Below are 24,157 nucleotides of genomic sequence, written 5' to 3'. Positions count from 1 at the left end.
TGGGGTGTCCCCGCAGGTCGAGACGAACGACGGCAGAAAGCCGACAACGAAAGCTTCACGCCGAGGAGACACCCCACCGCGGCACCGGACACCCCCCACCCACACACCCCACACGGCCACCGGCACAAGCCAAGAACCACGCGGCGCCAGCCGCACCGCACCGCAACCACACGCCGCGCCGTAGCCACCGGCCCGCACCCGAACACGGCGCCCCGCCACACGCGCACCGCCCCCGTGCAGCAGCGCGAAAATCAGCGCGGGACCCTACAGTGCGCACCACACCGGCCAACCGTCCCGCGCAACACCCCCGACGAACCGGCAACCCCCCGTTCCCTTACGCACCCCGCGAAGGGGCCCCGCGGTCCTCCGGGAAGTGGCAGGCCGAGGGGTGGTGGGGTGGGCCGGAGGTGGAGGCGAACTCGGGTGGGACCGTGAGTGGGGGTTCGAGGTCCGCGCAGCGCTGTTGGGCCTTCCAGCACCGGGTGCGGAAGCGGCACCCGGAGGGCGGGTCGGCCGGAGAGGGGACGTCCCCTTCCAGGACGATCCGCTCCCGTCGGGCCTCCGCCGCGGGGTCGGGAACGGGCACGGCCGAGAGCAGCGCCTGCGTGTAGGGATGCGTCGGATGCTCGTAGATCGCGCTGTCGGACCCGATCTCGACGATCCTGCCGAGGTACATCACCCCGACCCGGTCGGAGATGTGCCGCACGACGGACAGGTCGTGCGCGATGAACATGTACGAGAGGTCGAACTCGTCCTGGAGCCGGTCCATGAGGTTGACGACCTGGGCCTGGACGGAGACGTCGAGGGCCGAGACCGGCTCGTCGGCGACGATGATCTCGGGGCGGAGGGCCAGCCCCCGCGCGATGCCGATGCGCTGGCGCTGCCCGCCGCTGAACTGGTGCGGGTACCGGTTGATGTACTCGGGGTTCAGCCCGACCACGTCGAGCAGGTCCTGGACCTTGCGCCGCCGGTCGCCCTTGGGTGCGGCCTCGGGGTGGATCTCGAAGGGTTCGCCGATGATGTCGCCGACCGTCATCCTCGGGTTCAGCGAGGTGTACGGGTCCTGGAAGACCATCTGGATGTTGCGCCGCACGGCCTTGAGCGCCTTGCCGGACAGCCGTGTGATGTCCTCGCCCTTGAAGCGGATCTCACCGGCCGTCGGCGCCTCCAGGCTGGTGACCAGCTTGGCGACGGTGGACTTGCCGCACCCCGACTCCCCGACGATGCCGAGCGTCTCGCCGCGCCGCAGGTCGAAGGAGACGCCGTCCACGGCCTTGACGGCGCCGACCTGGCGCTTGAGGACGACGCCTTGGGTGAGCGGGAAGTGCTTGACGAGGTCGCGTACCTCGAGGATGGGCTCGCCCGCCGCGTAGGCCGTCTCGGCGCGGGACCTCGCGAGCAGCTTCCGCGCCGTCTCGCCCTCCTCGCGGGCCTCTTTCCGGCCGGAGCTGTCACGGTGCATCGAGCATCTCCTTCCAGAAGTGGCAGGCGCTGGCGCGGTCCTCGGTCACCTCGTACAGGGGCGGCTCGTCCGTGCGGCAGACGGGGCGTGCCATGGGGCAGCGGGGGTTGTAGGCGCAGCCGGGCGGGATGCTGAGGAGGCTGGGCGGCAGGCCCTTGACCGCGTTCAGTTCCCGGCCCTTCTGGTCGACGCGCGGGATGGAGTCGAGCAGGCCCCTGGTGTACGGGTGGGCCGGGGCGGCGTACAGCTCCCGTACGGGTGCGCGTTCCACGATGCGGCCCGCGTACATGACGGCGATGCGGTCGGCGACGTCGGCGACGACCCCGAGATCGTGGGTGATCAGGATCAGGCCCATGCGGTACTCGCGCTGTAGCTCCGCGAGCAGGTCCATGACCTGGGCCTGGACGGTGACGTCGAGCGCCGTCGTCGGCTCGTCGGCGATGATCAGTTCGGGTTCGAGCGCCAGCGCCATCGCGATCATGATGCGCTGGCGCATGCCGCCGCTGAACTGGTGCGGGTAGTCGTTCACGCGCTCCCGCGCGGCGGGGATGCGGACCCGGTCCATCAGCTCGACGGCCCTGGCCCTGGCGTCCTTGCGCGAGCTGCCCTGGTGGACGCGGTACATCTCGCCGAGCTGGTAGCCGACGCTCAGCACCGGGTTCAGGGAGGAGAGCGCGTCCTGGAAGATCATGGCCATCCGGGCGCCCCGTACCTTGCGGCGCTCTTCCTCGGGGAGTTTCAGCAGGTCCTGGCCCTGGAAGAGGATCTCGCCGCCCGTGATGCGCCCCGGCGGGACGTCGAGGATGCCCATGACGGCCTGCGCGGTGACCGACTTGCCCGAGCCCGATTCGCCGAGGACGGCGAGGGTCTCGCCCGCCGCGACCTCGTAGCTGACGCCGTTGACGGCCTTGGCGACCCCGTCGCGGGTGTGGAACTCGACGTGCAGATCGCGTACTTCGAGCAGTGTCACGTACGCCTCCCTCAGCGCAGCTTGGGATCGAGGGCGTCGCGCACCGCGTCGCCGAGCATGATGAAGGCCAGCACGGTGAGGCTCAGCGCGGCGGCGGGGTAGAGCAGGATGTGCGGCGCGTTGCGGAACTGCATCCCCTGGGAGGCGGCGGAGATGTCCGCGCCCCAGGAGACGGTGGGCGGCTGGAGGCCGACGCCGAGGTAGCTGAGGGTGGCTTCGAGCGCGATGTACGTGCCCAGCGCGATGGTGGCGGTCACGATGACGGGCGCGACGGCGTTGGGCAGGATGTGCCGGACGAGCATGCGGGTGTTGCCCGCGCCGAGCGCGCGGGCCGCCTGGACGTAGTCGTTCTGCTTGGCGGTGATGACGGAGCCGCGCGCGATACGGGCGATCTGCGGCCAGCCCAGCAGGACGATGAAGGTGACGACGGTCCACACGGAGCGGCTGCCGGTCATGGAGAGGAAGACCAGCCCGCCGAGCACGATGGGGATGCCGAAGAAGATGTCGGTGATCCGGGAGAGGATCGCGTCCCACCAGCCCCCGAAGAACCCGGCGAGCCCGCCCAGCACGCTGCCCAGCACGGCGACGCCGAGGGTGGCGCAGACGCCGACGGTGACGGAGGTGCGGGCGCCGTAGACGACGCGGGTGTAGACGTCGCAGCCCTGGGTGTCGTAGCCGAACCAGTGGCCCGAGGACGCCTCGTTGAGCGATTTGCCCAGTTGGCAGGAGAGCGGGTCGCGGCTGGCGATGAGCCCTGGCCACAGGGAGATGAGGACGAGGAAGAGGATCAGCAGCCCGGCGATGAGGAAGACGGGGTTGCGGCGCAGGTCGTACCAGGCGTCGGACCACAGGCTCCGCGCCCGCTCCCGTGGCCCCGTCCCGTCGGGGCGCGGGCCTCCGCGCAGCTCGCCCGCCTCCTCCGTGGCCAGGTCCAGCGCGCCTCCGGCGCCGCCGATGGCGGGGGGCCCGCCCGGCGCGACGGGGTCCCCTGGCAGCCGCTCAGCCATGTGCCACCCCCAGGTGCCGGTACGGGTGCGGAGGCGCGGGTTCAGACATAGCGGATCCTCGGGTCGAGCACGGCGTAGAGGAGGTCGACGAGCAGGTTCGCGAGGAGGAAGACGATGACGAGGATCGTCACGAAGCCCACGACGGTCGGCGAGTTCTGCCGCACGATGCCCTGCCAGAGCTGGAAGCCGACGCCCTGGATGTTGAAGATCCGCTCGGTGACGAGGGCCCCTGCCATCAGGTTGCCTACGTCGGTACCGAGGAAGGTGACGACGGGGATCAGCGAGTTGCGCAGCAGGTGCCGCACGGTCACCCGGCTGCGCGGCAGGCCCTTGGCGACGGCCGTACGGACGTAGTCGGCCCGCGCGTTCTCCGCGATGGAGGTACGGGTGAGCCGGGTGACGTAGGCGAGGGAGACGAGGGCGAGGACGAGCCCGGGGAGCAGCAGTTCGCCCGCGGGCGCGGCGGGCGAGACGGCGGGCCGGATCCAGCCCCACTTCACGCCGAACACGAACTGGGCGAGGGTGCCGGTCACGAACGTCGGCACGGAGATGACGACGAGGGTGAGCATCAGCACCGTCGTGTCGACGGGACGGCCGCGGCGCAGCCCCGTGACCACGCCGAGAATGATGCCGATGACGATCTCGAAGGCGATGGCGATGAGGGTGAGCCGGAGCGTGATGGGAAAGGCGGTGGACATGAGTTCCGTGACGGGCTGGCCGTTGAAGGCGTTGCCGAAGTCACCGGTGAAGATCTTTCCCATGTAGAGCAGGTACTGCTGCCATACGGGCTTGTCGAGGTTGAACTCTGCGCGCAACTGGGCCGCGGTCGACGGGTCGGGTGCGCGGTCCCCGAACATGGCGTTGACCGGGTCGCCGACCGCGTAGACCATCACGAAGATGAGAAAGGTGGTCCCGATGAACACCGGGATCATCTGGAGCAGTCGTCTGATGACGTAGCGCCCCACGGAGCCTCACTTGACCTTGATGTCGGTGAACACCGGCACGGAGAAGGGGTTGAGCCGCACGCCGCTCACCCGGTCCGAATAGCCCGCGTTGCCGTTCTGGTACCAGAGGGGAATGGCGGGGAGGTCGCGGAGCACCTGCTTCTCGGCCTCCTGGAACTTGGCGATCGCCGCCGATTCCTGGGCCGCGTTCGCCTCGTCCATCAGCTTGTCGACGGTGGAGCTGGAGTAGCCGGAGTCGTTGGAGGAGGCGTCGGTGTAGTAGAGCGGCTGGAGGAAGTTCTGGATGAGCGGATAGTCCATCTGCCAGCCGGTGCGGAAGAGGCCCTTCATCTTCTTGCCCGCGATGTTCTTGCGGAATTCGCCGAAGGTCGGGACGGGGTTGACGCTGCACGCGTCGCTCTTGCCGAGGGTGTCGTTGATGCTGTTGCAGACGGCTTCCATCCACTGCTGGTGTGAGCCGGTGTCCACGTTCGAGGTGAGGGTGATCTTCCCGCCGGGGAGGCCGCCGCCCTGCTTGATGAGCTGCCGCGCCTTCTTCGGGTCGTAGGTGCAGGTCTCGCCGCACAGGCCCGCCTTGTAGCCGCCCGCGGCCTTGAGGACGGGCGAGGTGAGGTCCGTGGCGGGCTTGCGGGTGCCGTGGTAGATCTTCTCGGTGACCTCTTCGCGGTTGATGGCCATCGACAGGCCGCGCCGCACGAGCAGCGCCTTCTCGCCCTTCCACTGCTTCTTGTAGAGGGGCAGCGAGACGGTCTGGAGAATTCCCGCGGGCTGGTTGATGTAGCGCCCGTCGAGGTCCTTCTTCGCGTTCTTGAGCTGGGCGGCCGGCAGTTCGTCGACGACGTCGAGGTTGCCCGCCTGGAGGTCGGTGTAGCCGGTGTTCTGGTCGGTGTAGACCTTCAGCTCGACGCCCTTGTTCTTCGGCTTGTCCTGGCCCGCGTACTTCCCGTTCCTGGACAGCTTCATGGACTGTCCCTTGGTGTACGAGTCGACCTTGTACGGGCCGTTCCCGACCGGCTTCTCCAGCCAGCCGTCGTGGTCCTCGAAGAACTTCTCCGGAAGCGGCGCGTAGGCGGCGTAGCCGAGCGTTTCGGGCCACAGGGAGAACTTCTGGTTGAGCTTCACCGTGAAGGTGTGCTTGTCCTCGGCCTTGAGCCCGGACAGCTTCTTCGCCTTCGGCTTGCCCTTTTCGGGGTGAACGTCCTCGTACCCCTCGATGTATTCAAAGAAGTACGAGTTCACCTGCTTGTTGGTGACCAGTGCCCCGTAATTCCAGGCGTCCACGAAGGACTTGGCCGTCACGGCTGTGCCGTCGGAGAACTTCCAGCCCTTCTTCAGCTTCACCGTGAAGTTCCGCTGGTCGCTGGTCTCGATGGACTCGGCGACGGCGTTCTCGGCCTTGCCGGTGTCCGGGTCGTAGCGCTTGAGACCGCGGAAGGTCATGTCCAGGACCTTGCCGCCCTGCACCTCGTTGGTGTTGGCGGGCTCGATGGGGTTCTGCGGGTCCGTCCAGAAGGCGCGTACGACCCCGTCCTGGGTCCCCGTGTCCCCGCCCCCACCGCCGCCTCCGCCGCATCCTGCGGCTGCCAGCACGATGGCCGCACATCCGACGGCCCCTGTGACTCGCGTGGCTCCGCGCATGAGGTGCCTCCCGTGGTGCTGAAAGTCATGACTCAGAACCACATAACACTCTTTTCGCCCCAGAAGCCGGTTCACCAGGCCGCCAGGGGAAGGACGCGATGCGCAGAAACCCCCGTATGCCGTACCGCGCCCGGGACGCACACGCACGAGGGCGGCCCCCGCGCGATGCGGGAGCCGCCCCCAGGCGTGCGTGCTACGGGCCGACGGTCACCGGCCGCCGGTCACCGGTCAGCGCTTGGCGCGGGCAGCCGCGCGGGCGCGCTCCTTGTGGTCGAGGTTCACCTTGCGGATGCGGATCGTCTCCGGGGTGACCTCGATGCACTCGTCCTCGCGGCAGAACTCCAGCGCCTGCTCCAGCGAGAGCTTGCGCGGCGGCACCAGGTTCTCCGTGGTGTCGGCCGAGGCCGCGCGCATGTTGGTCATCTTCTTTTCCTTGGTGATGTTGACGTCCATGTCGTCGGAACGCGAGTTCTCGCCGACGAGCATGCCCTCGTACACCTCGGTACCGGGCTCGATGAAGATCGTGCCGCGCTCCTGGAGGTTCATCATCGCGAACGGCGTCGCCTTGCCCGCGCGGTCGGCGACCAGCGACCCGCTGTGACGGGTGCGCAGCTCGCCGAACCACGGCTCGTGGCCCTCGAAGAGGGAGTGCGCGATGCCGGTGCCGCGGGTCTCCGTCAGGAACTCCGTGCGGAAGCCGATCAGGCCGCGGGCCGGGACGATCCACTCCATGCGGATCCAGCCGGACCCGTGGTTGGTCATGGTCTCCATGCGGCCCTTGCGCGTCGCCATGAGCTGCGTGATGGCGCCCATGTGCTCCTCGGGGGCGTCGATGGTCATCCGCTCGACGGGCTCGTGCAGCTTGCCGTCGATCTCGCGGGTGACGACCTCGGGCTTGCCGACGGTCAGCTCGAAGCCCTCGCGGCGCATCGTCTCGACGAGGATGGCCAGCGCCAGCTCGCCGCGGCCCTGGACCTCCCAGGTGTCGGGGCGCTCGGTGGGCAGGACGCGCAGCGAGACGTTGCCGACCAGCTCGCGGTCCAAGCGGTCCTTGACCAGGCGCGCGGTGACCTTGTGGCCCTTGCCGCCCTTGCCGACCAGCGGCGAGTTGTTCGTACCGATGGTCATGGAGATCGCGGGCTCGTCCACCGTGATCAGCGGCAGCGCGACCGGGTTCTCCGGGTCCGCCAGCGTCTCGCCGATCATGATGTCCGGGATGCCGGCGACGGCGCAGATGTCACCGGGCCCTGCCTCCTCGGCGGGCTTGCGGGTGAGCGCGTCCGTCATCAGCAGCTCGGTGATGCGCACGTTCTGGACGGTCTTGTCCCGCTTCATCCAGGCCACGGTCTGGCCCTTCTTCAGCTTGCCGTTCTTGACGCGCAGCAGCGCGATACGGCCGAGGAAGTTGTCCGCGTCCAGGTTGGTGACATGGGCCTGGAGGGGCGCGTCCTCCTCGTACGTCGGCGCCGGGACGGTCTCCAGCAGCGTGGTGAAGAACGGCTCCAGGTTCTCGCTGTCCGCCGGGACGGTGCCGTCCTCGGGCTGCGTCAGCGAGGCGATGCCGTCGCGCGCGCAGGCGTAGACGATCGGGAACTCGATCTGCTCCTCGTCCGCGTCCAGGTCGAGGAAGAGGTCGTAGGTGTCGTCGACGACCGCGGAGATGCGCGAGTCCGAGCGGTCCGTCTTGTTGATGCACAGGATGACGGGGAGGCGGGCCTCCAGCGCCTTGCGGAGCACGAAGCGGGTCTGCGGCAGCGGGCCCTCGGAGGCGTCCACGAGCAGTACGACCGCGTCCACCATCGACAGGCCGCGCTCGACCTCGCCACCGAAGTCGGCGTGGCCCGGGGTGTCGATGATGTTGATGACGATGGGGCCGCCGCCGTCCTTGGGGTGGTACTTGACGGCGGTGTTCTTGGCGAGAATGGTGATGCCCTTCTCGCGCTCCAGGTCATTGGAGTCCATCATGCGGTCGTCGACGGACTCGAGCTGGTGCGCGGCGAAGGCGCCCGCCTGCTTGAGCATGGCGTCGACCAGGGTGGTCTTGCCGTGGTCGACGTGAGCGACGATGGCGACATTGCGGATGTCATTGCGCGTGGGCATGCTGCGGCGCTTCTCCCGGAGTTGTGGGTGGGGCGCGGTGCTTTTGGGTTCTTTTTCGCGCGCCCTGCCGGGCTGATCCGCCGCGGCCTCGTCAACCATGGTACGGGCCCGGGGCGGCAACGCCTCCCCGGGCCCTCATGCTGACCGCGTAGCGCGATCGGGTGACTACTTCTCGTATCCGATGTCCTGGTAACGGGGCGTCTGGAAACCGAAGGCCCCGGCGTTGACGACCTTGTCCTTCGTGGCGACGAGCTGCGGGCGCTGGTAGAGCGGGACGGAGCCGGCCGCCGCCCAGATGCGGGCGTCGGCGCGCCGGATCAGCTCGTCGCGCTCCCCTTCGTCCAGCTCGCCCGACGCCTGCTCGAAGAGCTGGTCGATCTGGTCGGTTCCGACGCGGGTGTAGTTGTGCCCGACGGAGAGCGAGCCGTCGGCCGCGGGGCGCGGCTTGGCGAAGATCGGGCGGGCGTCGGTGGCGGGGTAGGCGGAGGCGGGCCAGGAGTAGAGGGCCATGTCGTACTCGCCCGCCGCGATGTGGTCCTTGAAGTAGCTCTCGTCCGCGACCTTCTTGATCTGCGTACGCACGCCGATGCCGTTCAGCATGTCCGCGATCCGCTCCCCCGTGGCCCGGATCGGCCCGGAGCCGGGACCGGCCGGGAGGACGAAGCGCAGCGCGAGGGGCTTGCCGTCCTTGGTGCGTACGGCCATGGCCCGGCCGCCGGAGAGCAGCCGCAGCTCGTCGGCTGTGGCCCGCTGGTCCCGTGCGGCACGGAGCGCGGCGCGCGCGACGCGCTTCTTGCGGGGGCTGCCCTCCCAGACGGCGTGCCGCAGCTCGGCGCGGGCCGCCTGGACGAGCAGCGCGGCGCGCTGGCCTGCGGCGGGCGCCGCCGGGCTGAGCGGCTTGCCCTCGACGCGTGCGGCGTCCTCGGCGCTGACGCTGACCGCGGCGGCCTCCGCCTCGGTCCTGTGCTGCGGGCGGGGCTGCGCAGGGCGGGGGGCTCCGCCTTCGGGGCCCGTGCCGTTCTTCGGGTGGGCGCCGGTGGAGCCGTCGGGGGCGTCGCGGCGTGCGGCGGGCTTGCCGTCGTCCTGTGCGGCGGCGGCGCGGGGCTTGTCGTCCGTACCGGCGTACCGGTCGCCCGCCCCGGCGTGCTTGGCGTCACCGTGGCCCGCTCCGGCCTGCTTGCCGTCGGCGCCCGCGGGGGGCTGGGCCGGGCCGCCCTTCCAGCCCGCCTCGCCGAGGAGGCTCTGCGCCGACTCGACGTCCCTCTTGCCGATCGCGGCACTGTTGTCGCTGTAGCCGTGCTGGTCGACCATGCGCAGGTGGCTGCCCAGCGGCTTCGCGGGGAGCCCGCTGTCGCTGAGCGCCTGCTCGGCCAGGGCCTCGCGGTCGATGGCGCGGGCGACGGCGCGCCGTACGCGCTCGTCGGCCAGCGGACCCTCGGCGCCGTTCAGCGCGAGCTGGGTGTAGGCCGGGTCGAGGGCCTTGCGCAGGGTGTAGCCGCGCAACTGGCGCTGCTGGGCCGCCAGCGCCTTGGCCTTCGCGCGCTGTTTGGCGGCCTTCTCGCGCTCGGCGCGCTCCGCCTTGCGGGCCTCCTTGCGCGCCTTCTTGCGGGCCTTCTCCGACAGGTGCGCGTCGGCCCAGGCGTGCAGCGAGTCGGCCGCGCGCTGCCCGCTGACGAAGCGGGGCTCCTGCCCCGGTTCCCTCGGGCTGATGTCCTGGCCGCCCCGTGCCGCGTGCCCCACCTCGCCCGGCGCTGAGGGGGCGCCGCGCTGGGGGAGCTGCTTGTCGGCCTGGTCGCCGTTCTTCGACGAGGCGTTGGCGGCGGAGACGAGCTGCGCGACGCTGCCGTCGACCTCGGCGAGGTCCAGCTTGTGCCCCTCCAGGGCCGCCGCGCGCTTGGCGCGGGGCACCGCCTTCAGCTTGATCCTGTCCAGCTTGGCCCGCTCGCCCCACCACGCGGGGTCGCGCACGAGGCTCACGGACCGGCTCGCCTTGCTCACCCGGCTCAGCTTGAAGGGCCCGGCGGAGACGGGGAGCTTCTTGCGGGAGCCCTGGTTGAAGGCGTGGGGCCCGCGCATCGCGGACTTCGGGTAGAGCGGCGCGAAGAGTGACTGCCAGTCCGCGTACGGCTTCCCGAACACGACCTTGACCTGGTGCGCGCCGGACCCCTTGGTGATCTTCGCGATGCGGTTGTACCCGGCGTTGCGGGCCGACCAGTACGCGCCGTGCCTGCCGTTCAGCGCCTTCCACTGGGCGACGAAGTCCTTGGCGCCCAGCGGGCGCCCGTCGTTCCACTTCGCCTTCGGGTTGAGCTTGTAGACGACGGTCTGACGGGGCTTGGTCGCCGTGACCTTGGCCGAGACGAGGTAGTCCTTGTTGGCCTGCGGCCTGGCCTTCTCGTCGAGCGTGAACAGCGAGGGCAGGGTGGCGCCCGCGACGCGGTCCGTCGTGGCGTCGGCGTCGGGCTGGTACGTGTTGAACGTCTGCGGCACGCTGTCCACCGCCCACCGCAGCGTCCCGCCCTCGGCGACCTGCGCGCGCGAGGCGGTGGGCACGTCCCGGGCTGCGCCCGTCGCGCCCCCGGCGGAGTCCTCCGTGGTGGAGCTGCACCCGGCGAGAGGGAGCAGCGCACCGGCCGCGAGAACGGCGACGTAGCGCCGAGCGACGGTATCGATGGCTGGCACGGCTGGCATGGCAGAAACCTCCCGGGCTGGCCGCTCACCCATGCTTGTCCACATTTGGCGGCTTTGGCGGCTCATCACATCTTTTGCCCCACTGAATGCGAGCCCTTCCCCCTCATCGGGGAGGCACGCGTGAATCGGCCCCGACGCCACCCGTGCGGAGCACGCGGGGGCGCGCCGCAGCCGGGACGGCCGGTCACCCGACAGGCCGAGCCGCCTCCCCCAGGGCGACCTCGGCCCAGACGGACTTGCACGGAAACGGGCCCGGCGCGACTCCCCAGCGCAGGGCCAGCGCCTCGACGAGCAGCAGCCCGCGCCCCGACTCGGCGTCCTCGGCCACGACCCTGAGCCCACCGGACCCGGGCGGACGCGCCTCGCCCCGCGCGTCGGCCACCTCGACGCGCAGCACACCGTCGCAGCGCAGAAACAGCTCCAGCCGGAAGCGCCGCCCCGGCACGCGCCCGTGCGTCACCGCGTTGGCGGCCAGCTCCGCGACCACGCTCGCGGCCCCCTCGGTCGCCACGACGGGCACGCCCCACGCACAGAGCTGTGCGACGGCGACCAGCCGGGCGCGGTGGGCGCCCTTGCGGGTGGAGGGGAGCAGGACGGTGAAGTGCGGTCGGCTCATCTCACCCAGCGTGGCCAGCGGCACGGAGGGTGACCAGCAACGGCAGGCGAACGAGGCGCACTTGTACGGATGAGGTGGGGGTTTGTACGGGCCATCGACCGTGACACGCCTAAACCCACCTGTGTTGAGTACGGGGAGAGACGTCACGACGAAGGCAGGCGCACGTGAACGAGGGAACATCCGGCACGCGACGATCGAACTACACCACGGACGGCGCGGACGGTAGCACCTGGGATCCCGACGCGGAGGACGACAGCGGACCGGTGCTTCGCGCCGTCGGCCGCATGATCAAAGTGTGGCGCGAGGCCGCAGGGCTGAAGCAGTCCGAGCTAGGCGTACGTATCGGCTACGGCGAAGACCTGGTCTCCTCGGTGGAACGCGGCAGGCGCGTCCCGAAGCCGGAGTTCCTGGACAACACGGATGCGGTGCTGGGGGCCAACGGCAAGATCTCGGCCATGAAGAAGGACGTGGCCGAGGCCCGCTACCCCAAGAAGGTCCGGAATCTGGTCAAGCTGGAGGAGCACATCGTTGAGCTGGGCGCATACGGGAACCACAACCTGCACGGCCTCCTACAGACCGAGGACTACGCCCGAGCACTGTTTGCCATGCGACGACCGGCCTACAGCGAAGATGAGATCGACCGCCAGGTAACCGCACGAATGGCCCGGAAGAAGATCTTCGACCGGCAACCGGCGCCAACACTCATCTTCGTCCAGGAAGAGGTAACGCTGCGCCGCCCCCTGGGTGGCAGGACTGTGTTCCGTCGCCAGCTCGAACACCTCTTGGAGGTAGGGCGTCTACGGCACGTGGAGCTCCAAGTGATGCCGACAGGCTGCGAAGAGCACGCCGGGATGGGAGGCGGGCTACGCGTGCTGAAAATGGATAACGGTGCGACAGTGGGCTTCTTGGAGACCCAGCTCTCGCACCGTTTGATCTGGGATCCGAAGGAGTTGCAGCTCATCACGATGCGATATGGCATGCTCCGAGCGCAGGCTCTCACCCCACGCGAGTCGTTGCAGTTCATCGAGAAGATCCTGGGAGAGACATGACCCGCCATCACCGGACCGGACCTGATGCCCCGCTGACATGGGTCAAGAGCAGCTACAGCAGCAACGAAGACCCGGACTGCGTCGAGGTCGCCGCCACCTCGGCCACGGTCCACATCCGCGACTCCAAAGACGTCACCCTCCCCCACCTCACCGCGTCCCCCACCGCCTGGTCGACGTTCGTCGCGCACGCCACCACGCGCTGACCACCCGGCACGGCGCACGGTTCGCGAACCGTAGGCCGTCGGCAAGGTGAAGCGCCCGGAACTTTGACACGTCCGGGTGTCGAGAATGCCGCAGCGGCTCCGTCCCAGGGGTAACAGCAGCCAGAACGGACTGGGCTGCGCGACGCAGGAGGAGCACCCCGTGACGATTCAGCGGATGGACAACGTAGGCATCGTCGTCGACGACCTGGAGGCCGCCGTCGACTTCTTCATCGAGCTGGGCATGGAGCTGGAGGGCGAAGCGCAGACCGGGGGAACCGTGGCGGACCAGATGCTCGGTCTCGACGGGGTCCGCAGCGCCATCGCGATGATGCGCACCCCTGACGGCCACGGCAAGCTGGAGCTGACGAAGTTCCACGCCCCCGCCGCGGTCACCGCCGGGCCGCTCGACCCGCCACCCAACACGCTGGGCCTGCACCGCGTCATGTTCGCCGTCGACGACATCGACGACACGATCGCCCGTCTGCGCCGCCACGGTGCCGAACTCCTCGGCGAGGTGGCGCGGTACGAGAACGTATACCGGCTCTGCAACCTCCGCGGGCCCTCGGGAATCATCGTCGCGCTGGCCGAACGGATCGGCTAGGTTCCGTCACCCGCGAGGTGGGTGGCGCGCGAGGTGGGTGGGCAGCTATGCGCGGCGCATGTCCACGACGAACTTCCCGCGCACGCCCCCCGCTTCGAGCCCCCGGTGGGCCTCCGCGATGCCGTCCATCGGCAGGACGGCGTGGATCACGGGCCGCACGTCCCCCTTCTCGGCGCGCCGGGCGAGTTCCGCTATGCGCTCGGCGGGCGGGTTGTTGCTGAACAGCTTGATCCGACGGGGCCGGAGCGCGGCGCGCACTCCCGTCCCGAGCATGGACGCGACGATGCGGTCCGGGTCGAAGGCGAGGGCGATCATGCGTCCCCGCCGGTCGAGCCGGGCCTGATAGGCGCCCAGCTCGGTGCCGACCACGTCGACGATGACGTCGAAGCGGCCGAGGTCGCCCGGCCGGGTGGTGCGGTAGTCCAGGGCCTCGTCGGCGCCCAGTTCCCTGATCCAGTCGAGGTTCCCGGCACCGGCGAGGGCGGTGACGTGCGCACCGAGCGCCTTGCCGAGCTGCACGGCGATGCTGCCGACGCCCCCGGTGGCGCCCCGGATCAGTAGCCGCTCGCCGGGGGCGAGGCGCGCCTTCTCCGTCAGCGTGGTCAGCGCGGTGGTTCCCGACGTCGGCAGCGCCGCGGCCTCCAGCAGGCTCAGGTTCCCGGGCGCGGCGGCGAGCCGTTCCCCGGGGACGGCGACGTAGTCGGCGATGGCGCCGAAGGTGAAGTGCGGCATGACGCCCCACACCGCGTCGCCGGGCTGCCAGCCGCGCACCTGCGCGCCTACCTCCACGACGCGCCCGGCGAAGTCGCCGCCCACGCCACGGGGGAACTTGGCGCGGGCGATGCCGCGCATCTTGCCCGCGCGGAAGGCGGTCTCCCCCGCGTCCACGCTGGCCGCGTGCACCTCGACCAGCACTTCTCGCGGTCCGGGGCCGGGCTTCGGCACCTCGGCGACGCGCAGCACCTCGGGCGGGCCAAAACGGTCGTACTGCACGGCACGCATGACGGTTCTCCTGACTCTCCGTACCGTCCACCCCGAGAAACGGGGTGGCCCCCCACTTACGCTCGCTACAATAAACGGAGAGGCACCCCATTTGGCAAACCTGGAGGTCATGGTGGTCGGCAGCACGGCGCGAGGGCCCATGCGCGCGGACGCCCGGCGCAACTACGAACGCATCGTCGCCGCCGCGGAGGAGACCTTCACGGCCCACGGCGCCGACGCGTCACTGGAAGAGATCGCCCGCAGGGCCGGTGTCGGCTCCGCGACCCTGCACCGGCACTTCCCCTCCCGGCGCTCGCTGCTGGAGGTCGTCTTCCGCGACCGCGTCGAAGCACTGTGCGCCCGGGCACGGGAGCACGCGCAAGGCGGCGAGCCCGGCACCGCGCTCTTCGCCTGGCTGCGGGACTTCACCGCCTACGCGGCAGCCAGCCACGGCCTGGTCGGGTCACTGCTGCGCGGCGGCGGCCAGGACGCCGACCTGCTGGAGGGGAACGACGGCTGCGCGACGATGATCACCGCCGCGGCGGACGAGCTGCTCGACCGGGCGCGGCAGGCGGGCACGGTACGTGCCGGTGTCCGGGCCGAGGACCTGCTCGCTCTCGTCAGCGCCATCTCGGCCACGTCGGAGGAGCACGACGGCGGCGCGCAGGCGGGCCGGCTGCTGGACCTCGCCATCGAGGGCGTGCGCTCCCCCGCCCCTGACCCCGCCTCCGCTCCGTCGGACGGCGCCTGACAACGCCGGCCGGACATGCCGCTGCCCCGGAGACCGGTGGGCCTCCGGGGCAGCGGGGCAGCGGGGCGCTCGGAACGACGAGCGCCGGGCCGGGTCTGCCGGGTGTCAGCGCAGCACCTCCAAGAAGACCCAGCCCTTCTCGTCGGTGTAGCACCGGGCGTCCTTGTAGGTGCCGTCAGCCTTGAGCTGCGCCGCCTCGGCCTCGCACTCGGCCAGCGAGCCGTACACCGCGGGACCGCCACCGACCGGCTCCCAGCCCTCAGCGGCAGCGGAACCGGCGGTCAGCGGGATGGCGACCACAGCGGCGGCCACGGCCAGACCGGCAGCGGCACGGGAACGCCACGACTTCATACATCCTCCAAGTGAGACCAACTTCAGAGCTTCCGCGCACAGCACCCCGGAAAGGTGAGCCCGGCCGGTGAGTCCTCGGCGCCGCCGCGTCTTTCATAAGGTTGGACGCGCGCTCTGTGACGTGAGTTCACGAAGTGGCGCCCCTCTTCGGCACCCCCACCGATCGCCCACCGCCCAGTCACACCGCTCTCACTCCGCCCTCTTCGGCGGCTTCCGCTGGTGAGGAGTCGCGCGCGGAGTTGTTCCGGTCAGTGACGACTGAACGGCATGTACTCATCGTGCTGGACAACGCGGCCACCGCCGGAGAGATCCGCCCCCTCCTGCCCGGCTCTGCGAACTGTCTGGTTGCCGTCACGAGTCGTACCCGTATGTCGGGTTTGGTGATTCGGGAAGGTGCACATCGTGTGAACGTGGAAACGCTGTCACAAGACGAATCGATCCAGTTGCTGCGTGCTGTCATCACCGACTACCGCACCGATGACGACGACGCGGATTTGGCCGAACTGGCCCGCCTCTGCGCTCATCTGCCGCTTGCCCTGCGCATCGTCGCCGAACGCGCCGCAGCACGTCCCCGTATGCCACTGCGCGATCTGATCAGGGATCTCCGTGACGAGTCAGGACTGTGGGACGCGCTGTCGGCGACGGCCGAAACGACTGAAGGGGAATCCGACGAGGCGGACGCCGTGCGTACGGTATTCGCGTGGTCCTACCGCGCGCTCACGCCGCAGACCGCTCGGGTGTTCCGACTGCTGGGGCTGCACCCTGGACCCGAGTTCGGGGTGGCTGCCGCGGCGGCCCTCGCGGCCACCACGCCCGCCCGCACCCGCCGTCACCTCGACAGCCTGGCCGGCGCGCATCTGCTGGAGGAGTGCGGTCACGACCGCTACCAGTTCCACGACCTGCTGCGGGCCTACGCCGTCGACCAGGCCCAGCGCGAGGAATCGCCCGAAGACCGGCGTGCGGCCTTGGCACGCGTCCTCGGCTGGTATCTGCACACCGCCGCTTCCGCCGCACGAGCCGGTTCGTGCACGTTCACCATGCCGCTGACGCTCGAACCGCTGGACGACGGGGCCGAGCCCACCGTCTTCGACGGCGGTAAAGCGGCCGTCGCCTGGTACGAGACCGAGCGCGACAATCTCATCGCCTCGGTCCGCAGCGCCGACGGTACCGGTCTGGACCGGATCGCCTGGCAGATCCCGGCCGTGCTGACGATGGTCATCGCGGACCGTGAGTCGGCCGACACCTGGCTGCCCGCGCAAGGCGTGGCCCTGGAGTCCGCCCGTCGAGCAGGCGACCGGTACGGAGAGGCGATCACCCTCGACACCCTCGGCATCGCCTACCGGCACCTGTTCAGGCTGACCGAGGCCGAGGAGAGTTTCGACGCCGCGCTGCGGATCTTCCGGGAGCTGGGAAACAGCTTCGGGCAGGCTCACGCCGCCAACGGCCTGGGCGTGGCCCACATGTTCGTGCACCGTCTCGACGCTGCCGCCTCCTGCTTCGAGCAGGCTCTGGAGCAGGCGCACGAGCTGGACGACGCCCTCTATACCGGTGCCTTCACACGAAACCTCGGCTGGGCGCTCCTCGAAAGCGGGGACCTCGACCGGGCGGAGGCGCTGCTGAGCCGGTCGGCCACCATGCTGGCCGACATCGAGGAGCCCCTGGAGCAGGCCGAAGCGCTGACACGGCTGTCGGCCATACACCGACGGGCAGGACGTCTCATCTCAGCGCACCAGACGGCCGAACAGGCACTGTCCATCGCGGGCGAGGCGGACGGCACCCTCTTTGAAGCCCTCGCTCTCCTGGAACTGGGCCACATCGCCCTGGCTCAGGAGAACGGCGCTGAAGCCCTCAGCCACCTCCAGCAGGCCGCTGCCCTGTTCCAGCGCGTCGGCCGCCCCGACCTCCAGGCCGCCGCATGGGACACGACCGGCGAGGCATACCTCCTGCTCGGGCGCGCCGACGACGCGGTCGCGTTCCACCGTCAGGCGTCCGCCGCGTTCCGCGGCAAGGACGACCGGTGGTCCCTGGCGCTCTCCCTGGCCCACCTCGCCACCGCTCTGACCCGCAAGGGGGTTCAGGAGGAGGCCAGGGAACATCGCGGAGAGGCGCTCCGCCTGCTCGCGGGGTTCCCCGACGCGGTGGCGCGGGCGATGCGGTCCGAGGTGGAGGCGGCATCGTCGTAGGGCGCGCCCTCACCCGCGTACGAACCGGCCACCCGGCCGGTCCCGCACCGCCGCTCGCCCGGTCCGCACCGCCACCCGCCGCGCCGCCGCACCCCGCGAGGCCCCGCGCAAGGCCCACCGCAAGGGAACGCACCCCCTTAACGCCCCCTCGTGCGGCGTAAACCCGTGCAGCGCCCTTCACAAGCGGGAGTGTGACGCGCAACACTCGCCAGGCGCATGAACGTCGAGCCAGCCAGCCGCCACCACTTCGCGGAGGTGGGCAAGTCATGTCTCCTCACGGTCACGGTCACGGTCCGCACAGCGCCCCTGACGCCCGAGGCGCGCCCGGAACGTCCCTCTACGACGAACTGACGGCCGCCCAGCGCTGCGTGGACGATCTCGCCCGCAGCATCAGCCGCCTGGAACAGCACATCGGCACAGGGCTGGAGATCCGCCGGGTACGCAGTGACGCGGAGCATCTGCGCGAATCGCTCTCGCTCCTGCGGGCCGCGACGCCCGACGCCGCTCCCGCACCGCTGACCGAGATGGTGACCATCCCGGACCAGCCGTACGACAGCGGGCTGTGGAACGACGTCGACGACGAGGGGCTCGGCGCCAAGGACCGCCACGCGCCCTGATCGTCCCGCGCCCCGGCGGTGAGCGGGCCGCCCACCCTCACCGCCCTCGCCTCGCACCTCGCACCTCGTACCGCCCTCACCGACGTCGTCGCCTCACCCGGAGAAACCGTTGGCCACTGGCACCGAACCCTCTACCCGAGCGGGCGGCGTGCGCGAGGGAACGCGCCCCGCCATCGCCGAACGGCACCTGCGCAAGGACCACTGGTGGCTCCTGCCCGCCACGAACGCGGCGGGCCTGCTCGCGTTCATCGTCTACTCGACGTGGCGCGCGTTCGCCAACGCGGACTACTACGCGGCGCCCTACGTCTCGCCGTTCTACTCCCCCTGCCTCGCGGACAACTGCCACGAGATGCGCGCCGGTCCCAACTGGGCACTCCTCGGGGACTGGTGGGGGCTCTCCCCCGCGCTGATCATCCTGATCTTCCCGCTGGGCTTCCGGCTGACCTGCTACTACTACCGCAAGGCGTACTACCGGGGCTTCTGGGCCTCGCCCCCCGCCTGCGCCGTCGCCGAGCCCCACAAGAAGTACACCGGCGAGACCCGCTTCCCGCTGATCCTCCAGAACATCCACCGGTACTTCTTCTACGCGGCCGTCCTCGTCGCGCTGATCCTCACCTGGGACACCCTGCTCGGGTTCCGCAACCCCGAGTACGAGTGGGGCCACATGGGCCTGGGGACCGTGGTCTTCCTGGTCAACATCGTGCTGATCTGGGCGTACACCCTCTCCTGCCACTCCTGCCGTCACATCGTCGGCGGACGGCTCAAGCACTTCTCCAAGCACCCGGTGCGCTACAAGCTCTGGGGCCTGGTCGGGAAGCTGAACGCACGGCACGCGGCGCTCGCCTGGGCCTCGCTGATCAGCGTCGCGCTCGCGGACTTCTACGTCTACCTGCTCGCGACCGGCGCCTTCACCGACCCCCAGCTCTTCTGACGGCCGGACGGCCCGACGGCTCACCCGCACGAGACCGCGACACCGTGAGACATCTGAGAGGGATGCACGAGACATGACGCAAGTCGAACGCCAGCAGTGGGACGTCGTCATCGTCGGCGCGGGCGGCGCCGGGCTGCGCGCGGCGATCGAGGCACGGGAACAGGGACTGCGCACCGCCGTGATCTGCAAGTCCCTCTTCGGCAAGGCCCACACCGTGATGGCGGAGGGCGGCATCGCCGCCAGCATGGGCAACGTCAACGAGGGCGACAACTGGCAGGTCCACTTCCGCGACACCATGCGCGGCGGCAAGTTCCTCAACCACTGGCGCATGGCGGAACTGCACGCCAAGGAGGCGCCGGAGCGGGTGTGGGAGCTGGAGACCTGGGGCGCGCTCTTCGACCGTACGGCCGACGGGCGCATCTCCCAGCGCAACTTCGGCGGCCACGAGTACCCGCGCCTCGCGCACGTCGGCGACCGCACCGGACTGGAACTGATCCGCACGCTCCAGCAGAAGACCGTCGCCCTCCAGCAGGAGGACTTCAAGGAGAGCGGCGACTACGAGGCGCGGCTGAAGGTCTTCCAGGAGTGCACCGTCACCCGCGTCCTCAAGGACGGCGCGGGCCGGGTCGCCGGGGTGTTCTGCTACGAGCGCGAGAGCGGCAGGTTCTTCGTCATCGAGGCCCCCTCCGTGGTGCTGGCCACGGGCGGCATCGGCAAGTCGTTCAAGGTGACGTCCAACTCCTGGGAGTACACGGGCGACGGGCACGCGCTGGCCCTCCTCGCCGGCGCCTCGCTCATCAACATGGAGTTCGTCCAGTTCCACCCGACGGGCATGGTCTGGCCGCCGTCGGTGAAGGGCATCCTCGTCACCGAGTCCGTGCGCGGCGACGGCGGGGTGCTGCGCAACTCCGAGGGCAAGCGGTTCATGTTCGACTACGTGCCCGACGTCTTCAAGGAGAAGTACGCCGAGTCCGAGGCGGAGGGCGACGGCTGGTACGAGGACCCGGACCGCAACCGCCGCCCGCCCGAACTGCTCCCCCGCGACGAGGTGGCCCGCGCCATCAACGCCGAGGTCAAGGCGGGCCGGGGCTCACCGCACGGCGGGGTCTTCCTCGACGTCTCGACGCGGATGCCGGCCGAGGTCATCAAGCGGCGGCTGCCGTCCATGCACCACCAGTTCAAGGAGCTGGCTGACGTGGACATCACCGCCGAACCGATGGAGGTCGGCCCGACCTGCCACTACGTGATGGGCGGCGTCGACGTCGACCCCGACACGGCAGCCGCGGCCGGGGTGCCGGGGCTGTACGCGGCGGGCGAGGTCGCGGGCGGCATGCACGGCTCCAACAGGCTCGGCGGCAACTCGCTCTCCGACCTCCTCGTGTTCGGCCGCCGGGCGGGGCTGCACGCGGCCCAGTACGCGGCCACGCTCCAGGGCGCCGACCGGCCGGGGATCAGCGACGAGCAGATCGACGCGGCGGCGGCCGAGGCCCTGCGCCCCTTCAGCGCCGAGGAGGAGGCGGCGGGCGCGCCCACGGAGCGGGCGGCGCCCGCGACCGCCGCGACCGCCGCGCCCGCCGCCGCACCGGCGGAGAATCCTTACACCATCCACCAGGAGCTCCAGCAGTCCATGAACGACCTGGTCGGCATCATCCGCCGCGAGGAGGAGATGTCCCAGGCCCTGGAGCGGCTGGCGGCTCTGGGCGTACGGGCGCGGCGCGCCGGAGTCGAGGGGCACCGGCAGTTCAACCCGGGCTGGCACCTGGCGATCGACCTGCGCAACATGCTGCTGGTCAGCGAGTGCGTGGCACGTGCCGCGCTGAACCGTACGGAGTCCCGCGGCGGCCACACCCGCGACGACTACCCGGACATGGACCGCGAGTGGCGGCGCGCCAACCTCGTGTGCACGCTCGCCGAGGAGACCGGGGAGCCGGAGGCGCCGGGCGGCGCCGGCGGCCGCATCAGCCTGCGCAGGCGGGAGATGCCGCCGATACGGGCCGATCTGCTGGAGCTCTTCGAGAAGGAGGAGCTGATCAAGTACCTGACGGACGAGGAGCTGACGACCGAGTGAGCGCACCCGAGACATCCGAGGCGGCGGGCAACCCTACGGGCACCGGCAGCAGCACCGGCACCGGCACCGGCACCGCGTACGACGCGCACTTCCGCGTCTGGCGCGGTGACATCGAGGGCGGCGAGCTGACGGACTTCACCGTCGAGGTGAACGAGGGCGAGGTCGTCCTCGACATCATCCACAGGATCCAGGCCACCCAGGCCCCCGACCTGGCCGTGCGCTGGAACTGCAAGGCGGGCAAGTGCGGCTCGTGCAGCGCCGAGATCAACGGGCGGCCACGGCTGCTGTGCATGACCCGGATGTCCGTCTTCTCCCGTACGGACACGATCACCGTCACCCCGCTGCGCGCGTTCCCCGTGGTCCGGGACCTGGTGACCGACGTCGGCTACAACTACGCCAAGGCCCGCGAGGTCCCCGCCTTCGTGCCCCCGGAGGGGCTTGGGCCCGGTGAGTACCGGATGCGGCAGGAGGACGTGGGGCGCTCGCAGGAGTTCCGCAAGTGCATCGAGTGCTTCCTGTGCCAGGACACGTGCCACGTGGTGCGGGACCACGAGGAGAACAAGCGCCCCTTCGCGGGCCCGCGCTTCCTGATGCGGGTCGCCGAGCTGGACATGCACCCCCTCGACGCGGCGGAGGACGAGGGCCTGGACCGCAAGAGCGCGGCCCAGGAGGAGCACGGACTCGGCTACTGCAACATCACCAAGTGCTGTACGGAGGTGTGCCCCGAGGGCATCCGCATCACCGACAACGCGCTCATCCCGCTGAAGGAGCGGGCTGCCGACCGCAAGTACGACCCGCTGGTCTGGCTGGGCAACAAGATCCGCCGCCGGACGACGTGACCCCACCGGACCACCGGGCCACCAAGTACCCGGGGGGGCGTCAGAACAGGCTGAGCAGGGCCTCGGCGGGGTCGGTCACCTTCGTCTCCCCGTCGGGGCGCGACAGCTCGAACCACACCGCCTTGCCGCGCGGCGTACGCCTGCTCCCCCACCCCGAACTGAGCAGTCCGACGAGCTGGAGGCCGCGTCCGCCCTCGTCCGTGTCGTGTGCCCTGCGGCGCCTGGGCTGGACGAGACCGGCGTCCCAGACCTCGCACACGAGCGTGCGGTCGAGCAGCAGCCGCAGCCGGATCTCGCCCTCGCCGTGCCGCAGCGCGTTGGTGACCAGCTCGCTCACCAGCAGCTCGGTCGTGTCCGCCAGATCGCTCAGGTCCCAGGCCGCGAGCTGCTCGCGGGCCAGCTCCCTGGCCCGGGCCACGGAGCGCGGCTCGGACGGCAGGCTCCAGTCGCCGACGGACTCCTCGGGCAGGCCGTGCACCCGTGCCATCAGCAGGGCGATGTCGTCCTCGCCGTGGTGCACGTTGAGCGTGTGGAGCACTCGGTCCGAGACGTTCTCCAGCGGTTCGGTCGCGTCGGTGAGCAGCGCGCGGAAGGCGTCCAGGCCCTCGTCCAGCGGGTGGTCGCGGGACTCGACGAGGCCGTCGGTGTAGAGCGCGAGCATCCCCCCGTCGGGCAGCTCGACCTCGATCTCCTCGAACGGCTCCCCGCCGACACCCAGCGGCACCCCCTTGGGGACCTCCAGCAGCAGCGCGGGCTCGTCCGGCTCGACGAGGATCGGCGGCAGGTGGCCCGCGTTGGCGAAGGTGCAGCGGCGCGAGACGGGGTCGTAGACGGCGTAGATGCACGTGGCGAGGTAGACCTCGGAGAGGTCGGTGCTGCCGCGCCCGCCCCGCTGGGAGCGCGGGGTGCCGCCGAGTCCGCGCGCGATCTCGTCCAGCGCGCCCAGCACTTCGGCGGGTTCCATATCGGTGAGCGCCAACGTCCGCACCGCCGTGCGCAGTTCGCCCATGGCGACGGCCGCGCGCAGTCCGCGCCCCATGACGTCGCCGACGACGATTGCGGTGCGGTGGCCCGGCAGTTCGATGACGTCGAACCAGTCGCCGCCGACCTCGGTGGCCGGGTTGCCCGGCAGATAGCGGCAGGCGATGTCCAGTCCGGCCGCCTCGGGGTCGCCCGGGGGCAGCAGGCTGCGCTGGAGGATCAGCGCGCGCTCGTGCTCCCTGCGGTAGAGGCGCGCGTTGTCGATGCAGACGGCGGCGCGGGCCGCGAGTTCGGCCGCGAGCGCGGCATCCCGCTCGCCGAAGGGCTCGCTCCCCTTCGTACGGGAGAACTGCACGAGTCCGAGCACGCGGTCGCGCGCCACCATCGGTACGGCCAGCGTCGACTGGACGATGGTGCCGAACTGCGCCGGCACGGTGCCGTCCTGGCCCGGGATGTGCTGGACGCGGGCGGTACGCAGCGCGGTGGCGCAGGCGGAGTGGATGGCGTAGCAGTGGGTGGACCCGACGGTGACGGGGCTCGTCCCGTCGGACTCGCTGCCCTTGTCCCCGCCGGCGCGGTGTCCGGAGAGGGGCAGCGGCGCGTCGGACACGGCGCTCGCGAAGGCCACACGGCGCAGTTCGCCGCTGCCGTCGGCGGGTCCCACGGGGCGCGGTTCGTCGCCCGCGAGGACCTCTTGGTAGAGATCGACGGACGCGAGATCGCAGAACTGGGGGACGGCCACGTCGAGCAGTTCGCGTGCCGTGGTCTCCAGGTCGAGCGAATTACCGATGCGGGCACCCGCCGCGTTGAGGAGCGCGAGCGCGCGACGAACGTCGTCGGGCTTGCCCGCCGCCTCCACTGGGATATCGCTCAACGCCTCCCCTTCCCGTGACCAGTGTGTGCCCCGGTCAGAGCAGTGTCGCAGGCAAACACCATACGGAACACGCTCTTCCCGATCGCTGCACGATTTTCTGTCGGAAGAGACAGAAACCGTGCGGACTCACACCTCTGTGCTTGCCGCTCTGTGCTCGGCCGCCTGTCGTCCCGCAGGGGCCATCCCCTCTCTCCTAACCCGGAGAAGCCCGCCCGAACCTCCCTCCCCGTGTGACCTCAGCCCTTCGGTCGGGGCAAGGCTCAGGGCAGGGCTCGGGAC

The 24,157-nt window shown here is 70.4% G+C and carries 20 protein-coding genes; 9 read left to right on the top strand and 11 right to left on the bottom strand.

The window, feature by feature from the left end:
• Positions 1 to 334: 334 nt before the first annotated feature.
• The 8 genes from ACWGJ2_RS35370 to ACWGJ2_RS35335 all read right to left on the bottom strand — a co-directional run bounded on the left by ACWGJ2_RS35370 (position 335) and on the right by ACWGJ2_RS35335 (position 11,449).
• Positions 335 to 1,462, bottom strand: coding sequence for an ABC transporter ATP-binding protein (locus ACWGJ2_RS35370; protein ID WP_453350456.1), 1,128 nt, complete (start codon positions 1,460 to 1,462; stop codon positions 335 to 337).
• Positions 1,452 to 2,432 (bottom strand): ABC transporter ATP-binding protein, encoded by a 981-nt coding sequence (locus ACWGJ2_RS35365; protein WP_453350455.1) that lies wholly within the window; start codon positions 2,430 to 2,432, stop codon positions 1,452 to 1,454. Before ACWGJ2_RS35365 ends, ACWGJ2_RS35370 begins: the two co-directional genes overlap by 11 nt.
• An 11-nt stretch (positions 2,433 to 2,443) precedes the next feature.
• Entirely contained in the window at positions 2,444 to 3,439 is a 996-nt protein-coding gene (locus ACWGJ2_RS35360) for an ABC transporter permease (RefSeq protein WP_453350454.1), read from the bottom strand.
• A gap of 41 nt (positions 3,440 to 3,480) precedes the next feature.
• Positions 3,481 to 4,404 carry an ABC transporter permease gene (locus ACWGJ2_RS35355; protein WP_453350453.1) on the bottom strand — a complete coding sequence of 308 codons (924 nt, stop codon included), beginning with the start codon at positions 4,402 to 4,404 and terminating at the stop codon, positions 3,481 to 3,483.
• A 6-nt stretch (positions 4,405 to 4,410) separates the two neighbouring features.
• Positions 4,411 to 6,042 carry a peptide ABC transporter substrate-binding protein gene (locus ACWGJ2_RS35350; protein ID WP_453350452.1) on the bottom strand — a complete coding sequence of 544 codons (1,632 nt, stop codon included), beginning with the start codon at positions 6,040 to 6,042 and terminating at the stop codon, positions 4,411 to 4,413.
• A gap of 228 nt (positions 6,043 to 6,270) precedes the next feature.
• Positions 6,271 to 8,142 carry a translational GTPase TypA gene (gene typA / locus ACWGJ2_RS35345; RefSeq protein ID WP_453350451.1) on the bottom strand — a complete coding sequence of 624 codons (1,872 nt, stop codon included), beginning with the start codon at positions 8,140 to 8,142 and terminating at the stop codon, positions 6,271 to 6,273.
• Positions 8,143 to 8,307: 165 nt separating this feature from the next.
• A complete protein-coding gene (locus tag ACWGJ2_RS35340) occupies positions 8,308 to 10,833 on the bottom strand; it encodes an ABC transporter family substrate-binding protein (RefSeq protein WP_453350450.1) in 2,526 nt (841 codons plus the stop codon).
• A gap of 184 nt (positions 10,834 to 11,017) precedes the next feature.
• Entirely contained in the window at positions 11,018 to 11,449 is a 432-nt protein-coding gene (locus ACWGJ2_RS35335; RefSeq protein WP_453350449.1) for an ATP-binding protein, read from the bottom strand.
• 284 nt (positions 11,450 to 11,733) lie between these two features.
• Here ACWGJ2_RS35335 and ACWGJ2_RS35330 point away from each other — a divergent pair, with 284 nt between their 5' ends.
• The 3 genes from ACWGJ2_RS35330 to ACWGJ2_RS35320 all read left to right on the top strand — a co-directional run bounded on the left by ACWGJ2_RS35330 (position 11,734) and on the right by ACWGJ2_RS35320 (position 13,302).
• A complete protein-coding gene (locus ACWGJ2_RS35330; RefSeq protein ID WP_453350458.1) occupies positions 11,734 to 12,498 on the top strand; it encodes a helix-turn-helix domain-containing protein in 765 nt (254 codons plus the stop codon).
• Complete coding sequence (locus tag ACWGJ2_RS35325) at positions 12,495 to 12,701, top strand: DUF397 domain-containing protein (protein WP_453350448.1); 207 nt, start codon at positions 12,495 to 12,497, stop codon at positions 12,699 to 12,701. The genes ACWGJ2_RS35330 and ACWGJ2_RS35325 overlap by 4 nt, the downstream gene beginning before the upstream one ends.
• A gap of 175 nt (positions 12,702 to 12,876) precedes the next feature.
• Entirely contained in the window at positions 12,877 to 13,302 is a 426-nt protein-coding gene (locus ACWGJ2_RS35320) for a VOC family protein (protein ID WP_453350457.1), read from the top strand.
• Between the two features lie 45 nt (positions 13,303 to 13,347).
• On the opposite strand, the gene ACWGJ2_RS35315 is transcribed toward ACWGJ2_RS35320, so the two are convergent.
• Positions 13,348 to 14,304 carry an NAD(P)-dependent alcohol dehydrogenase gene (locus tag ACWGJ2_RS35315; protein ID WP_453350447.1) on the bottom strand — a complete coding sequence of 319 codons (957 nt, stop codon included), beginning with the start codon at positions 14,302 to 14,304 and terminating at the stop codon, positions 13,348 to 13,350.
• 91 nt (positions 14,305 to 14,395) lie between these two features.
• Here ACWGJ2_RS35315 and ACWGJ2_RS35310 point away from each other — a divergent pair, with 91 nt between their 5' ends.
• Positions 14,396 to 15,034: a TetR/AcrR family transcriptional regulator gene (locus tag ACWGJ2_RS35310; protein WP_453350446.1), complete on the top strand. Its 639-nt coding sequence runs from the start codon at positions 14,396 to 14,398 to the stop codon at positions 15,032 to 15,034.
• A 105-nt stretch (positions 15,035 to 15,139) separates the two neighbouring features.
• Here ACWGJ2_RS35310 and ACWGJ2_RS35305 read toward each other — a convergent pair whose 3' ends face one another.
• Positions 15,140 to 15,385 (bottom strand): hypothetical protein, encoded by a 246-nt coding sequence (locus tag ACWGJ2_RS35305; protein WP_453350445.1) that lies wholly within the window; start codon positions 15,383 to 15,385, stop codon positions 15,140 to 15,142.
• Positions 15,386 to 15,519: 134 nt separating this feature from the next.
• Between ACWGJ2_RS35305 and ACWGJ2_RS35300 the strand changes: the two genes are divergently transcribed.
• The 5 genes from ACWGJ2_RS35300 to ACWGJ2_RS35280 all read left to right on the top strand — a co-directional run bounded on the left by ACWGJ2_RS35300 (position 15,520) and on the right by ACWGJ2_RS35280 (position 22,023).
• Entirely contained in the window at positions 15,520 to 17,568 is a 2,049-nt protein-coding gene (locus ACWGJ2_RS35300; protein ID WP_453350444.1) for a tetratricopeptide repeat protein, read from the top strand.
• A gap of 266 nt (positions 17,569 to 17,834) precedes the next feature.
• The gene (locus tag ACWGJ2_RS35295; RefSeq protein ID WP_453350443.1) at positions 17,835 to 18,185 is read left to right on the top strand and encodes a hypothetical protein; all 351 of its coding nucleotides are present in this window, start codon (positions 17,835 to 17,837) and stop codon (positions 18,183 to 18,185) included.
• Between the two features lie 109 nt (positions 18,186 to 18,294).
• A complete protein-coding gene (locus tag ACWGJ2_RS35290; RefSeq protein WP_453350442.1) occupies positions 18,295 to 19,116 on the top strand; it encodes a hypothetical protein in 822 nt (273 codons plus the stop codon).
• Between the two features lie 73 nt (positions 19,117 to 19,189).
• Complete coding sequence (locus ACWGJ2_RS35285) at positions 19,190 to 21,184, top strand: fumarate reductase/succinate dehydrogenase flavoprotein subunit (protein WP_453350441.1); 1,995 nt, start codon at positions 19,190 to 19,192, stop codon at positions 21,182 to 21,184.
• A complete protein-coding gene (locus ACWGJ2_RS35280) occupies positions 21,181 to 22,023 on the top strand; it encodes a succinate dehydrogenase/fumarate reductase iron-sulfur subunit (RefSeq protein ID WP_453350440.1) in 843 nt (280 codons plus the stop codon). Before ACWGJ2_RS35285 ends, ACWGJ2_RS35280 begins: the two co-directional genes overlap by 4 nt.
• Positions 22,024 to 22,063: 40 nt before the next feature.
• On the opposite strand, the gene ACWGJ2_RS35275 is transcribed toward ACWGJ2_RS35280, so the two are convergent.
• Entirely contained in the window at positions 22,064 to 23,878 is a 1,815-nt protein-coding gene (locus tag ACWGJ2_RS35275; RefSeq protein ID WP_453350439.1) for a SpoIIE family protein phosphatase, read from the bottom strand.
• Between the last annotated feature and the right edge of the window lie 279 nt (positions 23,879 to 24,157).

This window comes from Streptomyces sp. NPDC054796, from assembly GCF_053611545.1.
The sequence above is the reverse complement of the archived record's forward strand: the minus strand, read 5'-3'. Positions and strand labels throughout refer to the sequence as shown.

Excerpts from the sequence above, each read along its gene's own strand:
- ACWGJ2_RS35370 (WP_453350456.1), bottom strand. The coding sequence starts at position 1,462 with ATGCACCGTGACAGCTCCGGCCGGAAAGAGGCCCGCGAGGAGGGCGAG.
- ACWGJ2_RS35360 (WP_453350454.1), bottom strand. The coding sequence starts at position 3,439 with ATGGCTGAGCGGCTGCCAGGGGACCCCGTCGCGCCGGGCGGGCCCCCC.
- ACWGJ2_RS35350 (WP_453350452.1), bottom strand. The coding sequence starts at position 6,042 with ATGCGCGGAGCCACGCGAGTCACAGGGGCCGTCGGATGTGCGGCCATC.
- typA (WP_453350451.1), bottom strand. The coding sequence starts at position 8,142 with ATGCCCACGCGCAATGACATCCGCAATGTCGCCATCGTCGCTCACGTC.
- ACWGJ2_RS35340 (WP_453350450.1), bottom strand. The coding sequence starts at position 10,833 with ATGCCAGCCGTGCCAGCCATCGATACCGTCGCTCGGCGCTACGTCGCC.
- ACWGJ2_RS35335 (WP_453350449.1), bottom strand. The coding sequence starts at position 11,449 with ATGAGCCGACCGCACTTCACCGTCCTGCTCCCCTCCACCCGCAAGGGC.
- ACWGJ2_RS35330 (WP_453350458.1), top strand. The coding sequence starts at position 11,734 with ATGATCAAAGTGTGGCGCGAGGCCGCAGGGCTGAAGCAGTCCGAGCTA.
- ACWGJ2_RS35325 (WP_453350448.1), top strand. The coding sequence starts at position 12,495 with ATGACCCGCCATCACCGGACCGGACCTGATGCCCCGCTGACATGGGTC.
- ACWGJ2_RS35320 (WP_453350457.1), top strand. The coding sequence starts at position 12,877 with ATGGACAACGTAGGCATCGTCGTCGACGACCTGGAGGCCGCCGTCGAC.
- ACWGJ2_RS35315 (WP_453350447.1), bottom strand. The coding sequence starts at position 14,304 with ATGCGTGCCGTGCAGTACGACCGTTTTGGCCCGCCCGAGGTGCTGCGC.
- ACWGJ2_RS35305 (WP_453350445.1), bottom strand. The coding sequence starts at position 15,385 with ATGAAGTCGTGGCGTTCCCGTGCCGCTGCCGGTCTGGCCGTGGCCGCC.
- ACWGJ2_RS35295 (WP_453350443.1), top strand. The coding sequence starts at position 17,835 with ATGTCTCCTCACGGTCACGGTCACGGTCCGCACAGCGCCCCTGACGCC.
- ACWGJ2_RS35285 (WP_453350441.1), top strand. The coding sequence starts at position 19,190 with ATGACGCAAGTCGAACGCCAGCAGTGGGACGTCGTCATCGTCGGCGCG.